The following is a 12,720-nucleotide window of genomic DNA, read 5'->3' as shown; positions in this document are numbered from 1 at the left end:
GCCCCTTCCCATGACGGGGCGCCCAAAAGGGATGCGCGTGCCTTGGGTGCGATGACGGCAAATGCGGCGTCTGGTGCGGCAAAGGTCCTCATCGTCGAGGACGAATTCCTGGTGGCGCTGCAACTCGAAGACATTCTTTCCGACGGCGGCCACGCCGTGCTCGGCACTTTCCCCGATGCGGCCTCGGTAGCTGCGCTGGGGGAAGCGCCGGACGTGGCGCTGGTCGATCTCAACTTGCGCGACGGACTGACCGGCCCCGCCGTCGCCCGCGATCTGGCGGGGCGGTTCGGGGCGCGGGTCATCTACGTCACCGCCAATCCCGGCCAGATCGACAAGCCTGCACCGACGGCTGTGGGGGTGGTCCAGAAGCCGTTCTCGCGGCAGGCGATCCTTGCCGCCATCGCCTATGTGCTGGCGGGGTGCCCGGACAGCGCCCGCCCGGCCGAGCTGGAACCGCTCGCCGGGAAGTGATCTTCCTTGCAGGGGCGGGTTATGGCATTCTTGCAGGCAAGAGACCCTGCAGGGAGCCGACCGATGACGCTTCTCCGCCTTCCCCTCGTTCCTTTGGTGCTGCTTTCCGCGATCGGCCCGGTATTCGCCCCGGTATCCGCGAAGGTTCCCGGCGCGCTCGGCACGTCCGCGCTGCCGGATGTCGCCTCTACCGGCGCGGGCAACGCCGCCGGGGTGCTCAGTTACTGCATGAAACAGAAGCTCGTCGATTCCGTGGAAGGCAATTCGGCCTACGGCCTGCTTTCGAAGGCGCCGGGCGTCTCGCAGCAGTCGGACGATTACAAGTCCGGCTCTTCCGGCACGCTGCTCAGCGCGGGCAGTGCGCCCTATTCGCTGGACAAGGCCCCGAAGCCGGTGCGCAAGACGATCTGCAACATGGTGCTCAAGCAGTCCCGTTCGATGCTCTGACCGCACAGGAAAAGGGGCGCGAAGGGGCTGGCCTCCGCGCCCCCCGGGAGCACGGTTCGCGCGGTCGACGAGGGATTCAGACCGCGCCCAGCTCGTGCTCGCCAGCCTTTGACGGATCGATCGTGCCGCCGGTCGCCAGCTTGAACAGGCCGGTGATGCCGACATCCGAAGTCCAGACTTCGGCATCGTCGATTTCGAAGCGCAGCATGACGATGGCGGGATCGGCCTTGCCCTTGGGGAACCACGCCTCGACGGCGTTGCTCCAGTGCTTTTCGCGTACGGCGAGGTCGGTTTCCTCGACCAGGGTTCCGGCGAGGCAGGCGAAGACGTCGTGGCCCTTGGTCATGACCTGCCCCATCGCCCGGCCGCCGCCGCCGATCCGGTTGTCGCGCTTGCAGAAGAACCACACGGCATGGTGCGCGTCGCGGTCGAGCAGGGCGGTCATCGGTTCGGCATGGCCATGGGCGGCGTCGAGCTTGATCATCATGAACGGGCTGGCGGCGAAGGCCTTCCAGAACCTCTCGCGAACGTGGCTTTCCATGGCTGCTCTCCTCCTGATCGTTAACCAAGCCCTGATCTTAATCAAGCAACGCCGCCCGGACCCCGGACGTTCCCGGTTGCGACCAGCGGTCAGTCTCTTTCGTCGCCCGGCTTCTGCCGGGCGGCCAGAGCCAGTTCCTTCGGCTTGCGCTTCTCGAAGGTCTGCGCGATTTCGCGTTCCTCCTCGGCGGAAAGTGCCTTCGCGGCGGTGGGGAACATCTCCTCTTCCTCCTCGTCGATATGGTGGAGGTAGCGGTGGCGCATGTCCTTGAACTTCATCAGCCAGGCGCCCGAACCCATGTCGATGTCGAGCAGTTCGCCGAGGAAATCGTCGATCTCCTTGTGCTCGGAGACCGAGTGCCGGGCCTCGTCGCGCAGGTCCGGATCGGCGAGCATCGTCGCGTAGAGCGCCTCTTCCTCCGCCGCCGCATGGGCCTGGAGTTCGCGGCGCAGAGCCTCGAACAGTTCGCGGCGCTCGGGACTGTCGCCCTGCGTTTCGCCGAGCTGGGCCAGCATGTCGCGGTGGCGGTCGTGGTCGGCTTTGAGGTCCTTGAAGATACGGGCATCTGCCATGGTGTCGCTCCTGTCTGGGGGCTGTTCTATGCAGGGAGCAACGGCTGCCGCGGCGCGGCGGTTCCGGCCCATCGGCTGCTTGGCACAACTTCGCGCCGGATCGTGCGTTTCCATCGGACAGACGTTTTTGGAGCCCCGATGCCGCGCCTCTCCTTTACCGAAGCAGACGAACCGGGGATCACCCGCAAGGCGATAAGGCGCGGCGAAGCGACGCCCGTGAAATGGGCCTACTTCGATCCGGACGGCGTGCGCATCAAGGACCGCGAGGAGATCGACCGGCTCAACCGCATCGCCCTGCCGCCCGCCTATATCGACTGCTGGTTCTCGCCCGATCCCGAGGCGCATCTGCTGGCCACCGGCTTCGACGCGCGCGGGCGCAAGCAGTACCGCTATCACCCCGACTGGCGCGCCGACCGCGATGCCCGCAAGTTCGACCGCTGCGCCGCCTTCGGCCATGCCCTGCCAGACTTGCGAAAGCGCGTGGCCGAGGACCTCGCGCTTTCGCGCCTGTGCCGCGAGCGGGCGGTGGCCTCGGTCGTCGCCCTGCTGGACAGCGCGGCGATGCGCATCGGCAACGAGCGCTATGCCGAGCAGAACCGCAGCTTCGGTGCCACCACCCTGCGCGGTCGCCATGCAACGCTCAAGGGCCGCACCCTGAAGCTGCGGTTCCGCGCCAAGCACGGCAAGCTGCGCGAGGTGCTGTCGAGCGACCGCGCCCTCGTCGCCTGCGTGCGCAAGATGCAGGACCTGCCGGGGCAGCACTTGTTCCAGTACCTCGATGAGGACGGCTGCGCCTGCCCGGTCGGCTCGCAGGAGGTGAACGATTATCTCCACGAGACGATGGGCGAGGACTTCTCGGCCAAGGATTTCCGCACCTTCGCCGCGAGCGCCCTGGCTTTCGCGCGGATATGGCGGGAGCCGGAGGTGACGCTGAAGGCGATGCTGGAGGATGTCGCCGAGCATCTCGGCAATACGCCGGCGATCGCGCGCAAGTCCTATGTCCACCCGGCGCTGATCGCTTTCGTGCGGGGCACCGAGCCGGTGCCGGACCTGCCGGAACGCCTGCCGCGCCGCACGCGTTGGCTGGCGGGCGAAGAGCGCGGATTGATCGCCTTTCTCGAAACCGCGCCGCCAGCAAGCAGTTGGGGGTGAAGGAAATGTAACGGTGAGGGGCCTCCTTTTGCGAGAGTTGCCGATTGCGGCGGGAGGTCCGGCGGGGCACCATTGCCGGCGATGAAGGCTCTTCGATCCGCTCCCCTTACCGCGCTGGCCCTTGGCGCATCCTTCTGGCCGGTCCAGGCGGTCGAAGCGGAAGGCGGCGGCGATATCGTCGTGGAAGGCCGCCGCGATGAAAGCGTGCTCGACAGCGGCGAATGGCTCGTCACCGTTTCGCGGTCCTATCATTTCGGAGAGAACCTGGATGGGCGTCCGTTCGTGCCCGCAATCGGCAAAGACCGGGACTGGCGCTTTTGCATTCCGGAAACGCAGGTCGAGGCGCTGGTCACGCTGCTGACGGGTGAAGGGCGCTCGGAAACCGCAGGCACTACCCATTGCCCCAAGCTGCTGGTGCGGGTTGGTGAGGGGCGCCTGCGGGCAACGCAGACCTGCCGGGGTGGGAGCGTGTCCCGACTGGACACGACCACGCACATCGTCGGTACTTACCCAACCCGCGTAGTTCTCACGGTCTCCGGGAAGTACGATGCCCGGCAGTTCAAGCTCGATTTCGATGACCGCAGGGAGTTTGCAAGCTTTCCGCCCCCCCGGAACCCGGAGGACCCCAGGCCGAAACCCGACATGACGCGCTGGTCGATCACTGGCCGCCATCTGGGTGCCTGTCCATCCCGAAGTGGCCAGTCCGACGCGCCCTGAAGCGAGGGGCTATCGCGAGTTGGGCCTGCCAGCATTGGAGCCTGCCAGCATTGGAGCCTGCCAGCATTGATCCATACCACCTCGTCGCCCCCGCGAAGGCGGGGGTCCCGCTTTTTTGGGTTCACGCAGAGACGCGGAGACGCAGAGAGGTGGTGCCGTTGTTAACCCGGATTCCTGCCGATCGAAGAAAAGCGGGGCCCCCGCCTTCGCGGGGGCGACGGGGGCTGGGATGTGAGGGAATGGGTTTCGTTGAGGCCCTGCTCAGCCCCGCCCGAGCCGCCCGATCGCCGCGCGCACCTCGCGTTCGCCGTAAGGCTTGGTCACGACCGGCACGCCCTTGAACGCGCCGGACATCAGCGAGCGCTCGCCATAGCCGCTGGCGAAGATGAACGGCACGCCGCGCGCCAGCAGGGCCTGCGCCACCGGTTCGCTGGTGTCCTTGCCGAGATTGACGTCGAGCATCGCGAACGAAACCTCGCCGGTCTCGACAAGCGCCATGGCCGAAGCCACGCCACCCTCAATCCGGCAGTCGTTGAAGCCCAGCCCGCGCAGCACGTCTTCAGCTTCCATGGCGATGATGACGTTGTCCTCGACGATCAGCGCGATCCCGTCCTGGAGCGTTCCGGCCAGCTCCGCTGCTTCCGGCACATGGGGCGCGGGGCGGTCTTCGGAAGGGCTGGGCGTCTCGAAGCTGGCGATATGGTCGGCCGGGATCAGGAACAGCGCCTTCATGCCTTCCGCCGGATAGATCACCGAGGCCGAGCCGCCGAGTTCGTGGGGGATCGTGCGCTCGATGATGGTCGAGCCGAAGCCGCGCCGGGTCGGGGTCTTGACCGGGGGACCGTCCGACTCGCGCCAGTCGATCTCCAACGAGCCGTCGTCGCCGCGATCGAGGGTGATCGTCACCGTTCCGCGCGAATCCGACAGGGCGCCGTACTTGCAGGAATTGGTCGTCAGTTCGTGGAACACCAGCGCCAGCGTGGTGAAGGCGCTGGGCGCGACGAGCGCGTCGGGGCCGTCGATCACCACCCGCTCGGCGCTGTCGCTGGCATAGGCGGCGGTCTCGGTGCGGATCAGGTCGTAGAGCGAGGAGGGCGTCCAGTCCTTCTGCGTCACCTGGTCGTGGGCGCGCGCGAGGGCGTGGATGCGGCTGCCGACGATCTCGGCGAATTCGTCGATCGTGCTGGCGCCTTCCTTGCTCTGGGCGACGAGGCCGCGGATCAGGTTGAGAATGTTGCGCACGCGGTGGTTGAGTTCCGCGATCAGCATGTCCTGCTGGCGCGTCGCCTGCTCGCGCTCGACATGGGCGGCATCGGCGAGGCGCAGCACCACTTCGAGCAGGGTGACGCGCAGGGCATCGGCGGCGAGCGTCTCTTCCTCGGTCCAGGGGCGGGACTGGCCGCGCCGCTCCTCCTTCCAGATCTCGAAGCTCTTGCGCGGGGTGAGGCGCGGACCGTTGGGGCCGAGTTCGATGGCCTTTTCCGGATTGCCCGCCCAGTTCACCTCGCGCGGCTGCTCGCGGCGGAACAGCACGATGTAGTCGCGCGGGCTGCGGCTGACGGGCAGGGCGAGCAGCCCGGCGGCGCGGTCGGCCCATTCGCTTGCCGGAGCATGGAGCGCGCCGATCGAATCGGTGGACCAGACGGTGCTGGCGCCCGCGGTGTTGAGGAAGCGGGCAAGCTCGGAAAACTGCGCTTCGCTGGGGGTCGCGCCGTGGCTGACGAAGCGTCCGTCGACCCAGCCGATGATCCCGTCGAAGGGAATGACGCGGGCGATCGAATCGGAGAAGTCCTCGAAGGCTTCCAGCAACGAGCCCCCGGCGGCGACGCGCGACATCATCTCGTCATGGAGCCGCATCGAGGCGGCGCGCTGCTCCAGCGCGAAATCGGTCTCCTTCTGCTCCAGCAGATAGGCAAAGAACTCGCCGAACAGCTCGCTGGCGGTGCGGATCGAATAGGACAGCCGCAGCGGCGCATAGTGATGGCAGGCCAGCAGCCCCCAGAGCTTGCCGCGCCGCATGATCGAGACCGACATCGACGCCTTCACGCCCATGTTGCGCAAGTATTCGATGTGGATCGGCGAGACCGCGCGCAGGCCCGACATCGACAGGTCCAGCGGATCGCCGTTGGGGTCCGTCACCGGATGGATGGGCACGGTGGGATCGTCGATATCGCTGATGATGCGCAGCATGTTGCGGGTGTAGAGGCGGCGCGCCTGGGCGGGAATGTCGGAGGCCGGGAAGTGCTGGCCCTTGAAGCTGTCCACCATGCCGTTGAGGCTTTCGGCGATCACTTCCCCGGCGCCGTCGCCCTCGAAGCGGTAGACCATGACCCGGTCGAAGCCGGTCAGCCCGCGCAAGTGGCGGGCGGCGCTGGCGCAGAGCTGCTCGATCGAGGTGGACTGGCGCATCCGGTCGATCATCGGGCGCACGTAGCTGACGAAATCGCGGCGGCGGCCGCCTTCGTGGGGTTCGATTTCCAGCACATAGGAGCGGCCGGAGACGTGGATCGCCATGTCGAACAGGCGACCGTCGCCGCGCAGGTCCACTTCGAACACGCGCTCCACCGTGCTGGCGCCGCCGAGCACCTGCAGGCGGGTGCGGATGTCGTGCATGGCGCCGGGCGAGAGGAACTGCATGGCGGCCAGGCCCACCATGTCGCGCGCCGAGGCGCCGAACAGTTCCTCGCAATTGAGCGAGACGTGGTTGATGATCCAGTCGCTGGAGAACGAGAGCAGCCAGCCAAAGCTCTGGATGCGGCCGATGATGTGGATCGGCTCCAGATCGCAAGTGCTGAGATCTACCTGATGCATGCCGTCAGCCACGCAGGGGGTATTCCGTCCGGAGGGCGGCCGGGTCGGCTCTCGAAACAATCAGGTCCTCGGTCCGCATTTCGTCGTGTCGCCCAGATTTGAAGTATTTACAGGCGGTTGGACACGCTCCGTCGCCGGCGCGCGAGCCCCCCGTTCGAGGCATCACAACTCCGGCGCCAGAGAAATGTTCCTCAGGAACGCTCTAGCGATGTTCCACCGACCCGTCTGTTCACTTCTGTACGTTCCCGGCGGGAACCGCAAGCGGCCTGCCGCATTGTTGGCCATGCGGCGCCGTTTCGGCGTGAGAGATTGGCGCCGTCCCGGCGCGGGAGAATTCGGTGCGGAATTTCATGGAGCCGGTGAAGATGGCGTCACAGACCAGCCAGGAGCAAAGCGATCTGCTCGCGGCGCTGCGTCCGGGGGACTTCGCCCTGCTCGAACCCCATCTGAGCGAAGTGCAACTGCGCTCCGGCGAGGTGATCTACCATCCGGGCGATCAGGTGGACTACTGCTACCTGCCGCGCGGTGCCTCGATCTGCTCGTTCTTCGTCGAACTCGACAGCGGCATTTCGGTGGAGACGATCCTGGTCGGGCGCGAGGGCGCATTGGGGGGCGTGGTCAGCCAGGGCAGCCTGCCCGCCTATGCCCGCGCCAATGTGCTGCACGGCGGCCTGTTCTGGCGCATTCCCACCCGCCAGCTGGAAGAAGTGAAGGAGCGGGTGCCGGCGATCGCCGGGCTTTTCGCGCGCTATGCCGACTGCATGATGGCCCAGGTGTTCCAGTCGATCGCCTGCAACGCCGTCCACACGATCGAGGAACGCGCCGCCAAGTGGCTGATCGCGGCGGTCGACCGGATCGGGCGCAACGACGTGACGATGACGCAGGAACAGCTCGCCTCGATGATGGGGATCGGCCGCAGCTATGCCAGCCGCGTGCTCCAGCGCTTCAAGCGCGACGGACTGGTGCGCACCCGGCGCGGCGGCATCGCCGTGGTCGACCGCGCCAGTCTCAAGGCCAGGGCCTGCTCGTGCAACGATCATGTCGCCGCGCATTTCGAGAAGGTGCTCGCCGGGGTCTATCCCGAGCCGTGATCGGCAGGCGCCCGGCGCTTCCTGAATTTTCCGCAACAGAGCTGTCGTGAAACCGCCATCGAACTGACGCGGAAATTGCGCTCGATTGACATGAAGCGCTCCTAGCAACGCCCCTGCGAATGTCGAAAGAACAGGGGCACACCATGACTGAAGGGCTTCCCGCCAACGGCTATACCGATGGCGATGTCGATACCAACTCCACCACCGAACGCTCGCTGGAAAGCATGGCGGCGGAACGCTATTCGCGCCGTCAGGCCCTGTTCCGGGGCGCCGGTGCCACGACCATGGCCTTCATGGGCACGGCCCTGCTGGCGGCCTGCGGCGATGACGACGACCAGGAAGGCGTGTCCGTCAGCGCCGGTGCCAATGCCGCGACCAGCGCCGGCCGCGTCGTCACGCTGACCGGCAGCCCGGACAACGGCTACGGCGGCTATCGCACCGGCTGGGCGCAGACTTCGGGCACCGCCGTCGAACTGACCGGCTCCGGTTCCACCGTCACGTTCATTGCGCCGGGCGTTGCCGCGGCGACCGATCTGGTCTTCACTTTCACCGCCACCAGCAGCCTCGGCAAAGTGCGCACCGCCACTACGACCGTGCGCGTCTCGCCGGGCGTGCTGGGCTTCACGGCCGTCGCCCATAGTCTGGCGGACGTGGTGAAGGTGCCCACCGGCTATTCGGTGACGGTGATGACCCGCCTTGGCGATCCGCTCGCCACCGGGGTTTCGGCCTATGCCAACGACGGTACGGACGGCAACTTCGCCCAGCGCATCGGCGACCACGGCGACGGGCTGCACTTCTTCGGCCTCGCCGCAGCGGGCGGACGCGACGACGCCAGTTCCACGCGCGGCCTCATGGTGCAGAACCACGAGAACCTCAACGTCCAGTACCTTCACCCGAACGGCCCGACCAATGTCTCCACCGGCCCGCGTCCGGCAGCCGAGGCGATCAAGGAGATCGAGGCCCACGGCGTCTCGGTGTCGGAATACGTCGATGCGGGCAGCCGCAAGTGGTCCTATGTGCCCACCAGCACCTACAACCGCCGCATCACCCCGAACACGCCGATGAGCTTCCACGGCCCGGCGGCCGGTTCGGCGCTGCTCATCACCGCCTATTCCGCGAACGGCACCGCCGGTCGCGGCACCATCAACAACTGCGCCAACGGCATGACCCCCTGGGCCACCAACCTCACCTGCGAGGAGAACTGGGCCGGATACTTCCGCCGCGATGCCGCCGACGATGCCAAGCGCAGCGTGCGCGAGATGACCGCGTTCGCGCGCTTCGGCGTGACCAGCCGCACCGGCAACTACGCCTGGTCCTTCGCGAATTCGACCGACTCGATCTACACCAAGTGGAACGCGACGATCACCGGCGCCACGGCGGCGGACGACTATCGCAACGAGCCGAACCAGTATGGCTGGGTGGTCGAGATCGATCCCTACGACCCCGCCTCGACCCCGCGCAAGCGCACCGCGCTGGGTCGCATGGGCCATGAGGGCGCCTTCGTGCGCGCGGTGAACGGCCAGAAGCTGGGCGTCTACATGGGCGACGACTCGCGCCGCGAATATCTCTACAAGTTCGTGTCCTCGGCGACTTATGCCGCCGCCGACGCGGCTTCGACCAGCCGCCTCGCCATGGGTGACAAGTATCTCGACACCGGCACGCTCTATGTGGCGAAGTTCAATGCCGACGGCAGCGGCCAGTGGCTGCCGCTGGTGTTCGGCTCGGTGCCCAACCGTCCGGCGGCGTCCGGGATGCCGGAATATGTCTTCGCCGATCAGGCCGACATCCTCGTCAACACCCGCCTTGCCGCCGACGCGGTGGGCGCGACGCCGATGGACCGCCCGGAATGGACTGTGGGCAATCCGGTGACCGGCGAAATCTATCTCACTCTCACCAACAACAATGCCGCCGGGCGTCCGATCACCGGCACCGATGCCGCCAACCCGCGCCACTACAACGACCCCAAGGGCGCTTCGAACACCGCGCAGTACGGCAATCCGAATGGCCATATCGTCCGCCTGCGCGAGGACGGCGACACCACGTCAGCCACGACCTTCAAGTGGGACATCTACCTGTTCGGCGCCGACGCGACCGATGCCGGTGCCAACGTCAACATTTCGGGCCTGACCGCCGACAACGACTTCTCCAGCCCGGACGGCGCCTACTTCTCGCGCGCCACCAACCCGGCGGGGCAGTTCAACCCGGTGCTCTGGATCGAGACCGACGACGGCGCCCTGACCGATCGCACCAACTGCATGCTGCTGGCGGCGATCCCCGGCCGTGTCGGTGACGGCGGCGCGAAGACGATCACCAACACCGCCTCGACCGGCGCCACCGCAACCCAGGCGACGGTGGTCGGTGCGCCTGCGACGGCGGCGAACCTGCGGCGCTTTCTGGTCGGCCCGGTCCAGTGCGAGATCACCGGCATCGACTCGACCCCGGACGGCCGCACGCTGTTCGTCGGCATCCAGCATCCGGGCGAAGACGGCACCCCTGCGGCGCCGTCGAGCCACTGGCCGGACAGCCAGACCGGCACCCCCGCCGCGACCGTACGCCCGCGCTCGGCGGTCATCGCGATCACCAAGGATGATGGCGGTGTGATCGCGCTCTGAGCGATGGGTTGAACGGGGCAGGAGGCGCGGCGCGCCTCCTGCCCTTCCACGGGTGACATGCTTCGTTTGGCAGGCACCCATCTTCGTCATTGCGAGCGCAGCGAAGCAACCCAGAGTCGGTCTCAAGCCGCCCTGGATTGCTTCGCTACGCTCGCAATGACGAATGAAGGGGGCGGATCCGGGGCGCTTTCTAGGCCGCCGTTCGGGCCGAAGTCTTCCAGCGCGACAGATCGAGACCGCAGATCGCCTCCAGCGTCTCCACGTCGCGGGCGTAGAAGTCGTGGATCTGCTCGCGCAGGCCCGGTGACAGCGGCGGATAGGTGATCTCGCGCGCGAGCAGCGAGCGGACGTTCTCGAACATGGCGGTGCCGCGCAGCGGGCGCACCGTGTCCTTGAGCGGGGCGAGTGCCTTGCGCAGCGGCAGCGGCAGGATGGCCGAGCGGCTGCTGTTTTCCTCGGCGCGCGCGCGTTCCGGGCGGAAGACCGGCGCGACGCCGATGTGACGGGACACTTCTTCGACGATGCGCTGCGGCTGCACGGCGACATCCTCGTAGAGGTAGATCAGGATCTGCTCGCGCGGGAACAGGTCGTACCAGCGGGCGAGATGGCGCGCGTAGAGGCCGTCCTGCAGGAAGCGCGGATAGGCACTGTCGAGCGAGCGCAGATATTCCTCCGGCGGCCCTTTCACGGTGCCGCGCCGGTAGAGCATCTTGTAGTCGGAGTAGGCGCGCTCCACCGGGTTGCGCAGTTGCAGCACGAGCCGGGTCTGCGGCAGGGCGCGGGCGATGCGCTGGGCGGCGAGCGGATGGGCGAGATAATCGGCGGACTTCTCACCGATCAGCTGCACGCCTTCCGGGCGGTTCGCGAAGAAGCCGCGATACCAGTCCTCGCCGCGATCGAATTCCGAGCTGAAGTAATGCGGCTCCGGATCGGGCATGTAGATCGCCGGATTGTCCTGAAGCCGCGCCTGAATCCAGGTCGTGGCGGCCTTGACCGCGCCGATGACGATGAAGCGGGGTTGCCAGTCGGGAGCCATCATAGCGCGCGCGTCTCCATCATCGTCTGTTTCAGGGCTGCGGCCATGCGCAGCATGTCCCGTTCGTCCAGCGTGTGATCGACCGGGAACAGCAGCGTCCGGCAGCCGAGGTCGACGGCCTGCGGCAGCGAACCGTCGCGGCGGATCGGCAGGCCGGAGAGCGCATGCTCGCGGCTCATGTCCGGGCAGGAGCCGCTGCCCGCCGGAATGCCGCGCGCGATCAGGCCCGTGAGCACCGCGGCGCGGCGTTCCTCCACCCGGTCTGCGGGGCCTTCGAGGCGCAAGGTGAACTTGTACCAGGCGTGGCTGACGTCGGCGGGCGGCTGCGGCAGCAGCAGGCCCGGAACCCCGGCGAGGGCTTCACGCAGCGTCTCTGCATTGCGGCGGCGCGCCTCCAGCCAGCGCGGCAGCTTGCCGAGCTGGCAGCGACCGAGCGCGGCCTGCATCTCGGTCATGCGGTAGTTCGAGCCGGGGGTGTCGTGGATGTAGCGGAACGCGCCCGGCGTACCGGCATCGTCGGTGACTTTGCGGTAGCTCTTGCCGTGGTCCTTGAACGACCAGCCGCGCAGCCAGACCTCGTGGTCGCGCAGCAGCAGCAGCCCACCTTCGCCGCCGGTCGATAGGATCTTGTCGGTGCAGAACGAGAAGGACGAGGCCGCGCCGAACGAGCCAACCTGCCGCCCGCGCCAACTGGCGCCGTGGGCCTGCGCGCAGTCCTCGATCAGGTGGAGACCGTGCTCGTCGCAGATGCGGCCCAGCGCATCCATGTCGCAGGGCCAGCCGCCGAGGTGGACGCAGATCACCGCGCGGGTGGCGGGCGTCACCATGCGCGCCACCGAGGCGGGGTCGATGTTCTGGCTGACCGGATCGACATCGGCAAAGACCGGCAGCGCGCCGACCGCCAGCACGCAGCTCGCCGTCGCGAAGAAGCTGCGGGCGGGGACGATCACTTCATGCCCCGGCCCGACCCCGAGCGCGCGCAGCGCCACTTCCAGCGTCAGCGTGCCGTTGGCCATGCACAGGCCTTCGGGCATGCCGACGAAGCGCGCGAATTCGGCCGCGAAAGCCCGGTTCTGCTCGCCGTGGACCAGGGCATTGACCTTGCCCGAGCGCAGGACATGGGCGACCGCCTCGATCTCGTCCGGCTCGTGCCGGGGCCAGAGCGAGCGCACGGGGCGGGGAGCGGGTTCGCTGCGGAAGGTTTCCGGCGCCGGGGACGAATCCTCGATTCCGGGGAGGCTTGCCAGATTCACGGATGATGTCTCCCTCA

Annotated in this window: 11 protein-coding genes; 6 read left to right on the top strand and 5 right to left on the bottom strand. The window is 67.4% G+C overall.

Annotated features, from left to right (window positions below):
* Positions 1–51 precede the first annotated feature (51 nt).
* The gene (locus ACZ1II_RS19435) at positions 52–471 is read left to right on the top strand and encodes a response regulator (protein ID WP_465145227.1); all 420 of its coding nucleotides are present in this window, start codon (positions 52–54) and stop codon (positions 469–471) included.
* 63 nt (positions 472–534) lie between these two features.
* On the top strand, positions 535–918 hold the full coding sequence (locus tag ACZ1II_RS19430) for a DUF2501 domain-containing protein (protein ID WP_465145226.1): 384 nt from the start codon (positions 535–537) through the stop codon (positions 916–918).
* Positions 919–994: 76 nt separating this feature from the next.
* On the opposite strand, the gene ACZ1II_RS19425 is transcribed toward ACZ1II_RS19430, so the two are convergent.
* Positions 995–1,459, bottom strand: a complete 465-nt coding sequence (locus ACZ1II_RS19425; RefSeq protein WP_465145225.1) for a pyridoxamine 5'-phosphate oxidase family protein — start codon at positions 1,457–1,459, stop codon at positions 995–997.
* Between the two features lie 89 nt (positions 1,460–1,548).
* Positions 1,549–2,031, bottom strand: coding sequence for a hemerythrin domain-containing protein (locus ACZ1II_RS19420; RefSeq protein WP_465145224.1), 483 nt, complete (start codon positions 2,029–2,031; stop codon positions 1,549–1,551).
* A 138-nt stretch (positions 2,032–2,169) separates the two neighbouring features.
* Between ACZ1II_RS19420 and ACZ1II_RS19415 the strand changes: the two genes are divergently transcribed.
* Both ACZ1II_RS19415 and ACZ1II_RS19410 read left to right on the top strand, forming a co-directional pair.
* Positions 2,170–3,183: a DNA topoisomerase IB gene (locus ACZ1II_RS19415; protein WP_465145223.1), complete on the top strand. Its 1,014-nt coding sequence runs from the start codon at positions 2,170–2,172 to the stop codon at positions 3,181–3,183.
* A gap of 81 nt (positions 3,184–3,264) precedes the next feature.
* The gene (locus ACZ1II_RS19410; protein WP_465145222.1) at positions 3,265–3,900 is read left to right on the top strand and encodes a hypothetical protein; all 636 of its coding nucleotides are present in this window, start codon (positions 3,265–3,267) and stop codon (positions 3,898–3,900) included.
* A 261-nt stretch (positions 3,901–4,161) separates the two neighbouring features.
* On the opposite strand, the gene ACZ1II_RS19405 is transcribed toward ACZ1II_RS19410, so the two are convergent.
* Entirely contained in the window at positions 4,162–6,711 is a 2,550-nt protein-coding gene (locus tag ACZ1II_RS19405; protein ID WP_465147342.1) for an HWE histidine kinase domain-containing protein, read from the bottom strand.
* A gap of 338 nt (positions 6,712–7,049) precedes the next feature.
* Between ACZ1II_RS19405 and ACZ1II_RS19400 the strand changes: the two genes are divergently transcribed.
* Positions 7,050–7,802, top strand: a complete 753-nt coding sequence (locus ACZ1II_RS19400; RefSeq protein WP_465145221.1) for a Crp/Fnr family transcriptional regulator — start codon at positions 7,050–7,052, stop codon at positions 7,800–7,802.
* Positions 7,803–7,945: 143 nt separating this feature from the next.
* On the top strand, positions 7,946–10,414 hold the full coding sequence (locus ACZ1II_RS19395; RefSeq protein WP_465145220.1) for a PhoX family protein: 2,469 nt from the start codon (positions 7,946–7,948) through the stop codon (positions 10,412–10,414).
* 190 nt (positions 10,415–10,604) lie between these two features.
* On the opposite strand, the gene ACZ1II_RS19390 is transcribed toward ACZ1II_RS19395, so the two are convergent.
* Both ACZ1II_RS19390 and ACZ1II_RS19385 read right to left on the bottom strand, forming a co-directional pair.
* On the bottom strand, positions 10,605–11,453 hold the full coding sequence (locus ACZ1II_RS19390; protein ID WP_465145219.1) for a sulfotransferase: 849 nt from the start codon (positions 11,451–11,453) through the stop codon (positions 10,605–10,607).
* Positions 11,450–12,703, bottom strand: coding sequence for a DegT/DnrJ/EryC1/StrS family aminotransferase (locus ACZ1II_RS19385; protein WP_465145218.1), 1,254 nt, complete (start codon positions 12,701–12,703; stop codon positions 11,450–11,452). The genes ACZ1II_RS19390 and ACZ1II_RS19385 overlap by 4 nt, the downstream gene beginning before the upstream one ends.
* Positions 12,704–12,720 lie beyond the last annotated feature (17 nt).

The organism is Novosphingobium sp. BL-S-20, assembly GCF_055521635.1.
This window is presented reverse-complemented; position numbering and strand designations above follow the sequence as displayed.

What these genes read in the sequence shown, in the direction of transcription:
- ACZ1II_RS19435 (WP_465145227.1), top strand. Translation starts at nt 52, where the DNA reads ATGACGGCAAATGCGGCGTCTGGTGCGGCAAAGGTCCTCATCGTCGAG.
- ACZ1II_RS19430 (WP_465145226.1), top strand. Translation starts at nt 535, where the DNA reads ATGACGCTTCTCCGCCTTCCCCTCGTTCCTTTGGTGCTGCTTTCCGCG.
- ACZ1II_RS19425 (WP_465145225.1), bottom strand. Translation starts at nt 1,459, where the DNA reads ATGGAAAGCCACGTTCGCGAGAGGTTCTGGAAGGCCTTCGCCGCCAGC.
- ACZ1II_RS19420 (WP_465145224.1), bottom strand. Translation starts at nt 2,031, where the DNA reads ATGGCAGATGCCCGTATCTTCAAGGACCTCAAAGCCGACCACGACCGC.
- ACZ1II_RS19415 (WP_465145223.1), top strand. Translation starts at nt 2,170, where the DNA reads ATGCCGCGCCTCTCCTTTACCGAAGCAGACGAACCGGGGATCACCCGC.
- ACZ1II_RS19410 (WP_465145222.1), top strand. Translation starts at nt 3,265, where the DNA reads ATGAAGGCTCTTCGATCCGCTCCCCTTACCGCGCTGGCCCTTGGCGCA.
- ACZ1II_RS19405 (WP_465147342.1), bottom strand. Translation starts at nt 6,711, where the DNA reads ATGCATCAGGTAGATCTCAGCACTTGCGATCTGGAGCCGATCCACATC.
- ACZ1II_RS19395 (WP_465145220.1), top strand. Translation starts at nt 7,946, where the DNA reads ATGACTGAAGGGCTTCCCGCCAACGGCTATACCGATGGCGATGTCGAT.
- ACZ1II_RS19390 (WP_465145219.1), bottom strand. Translation starts at nt 11,453, where the DNA reads ATGATGGCTCCCGACTGGCAACCCCGCTTCATCGTCATCGGCGCGGTC.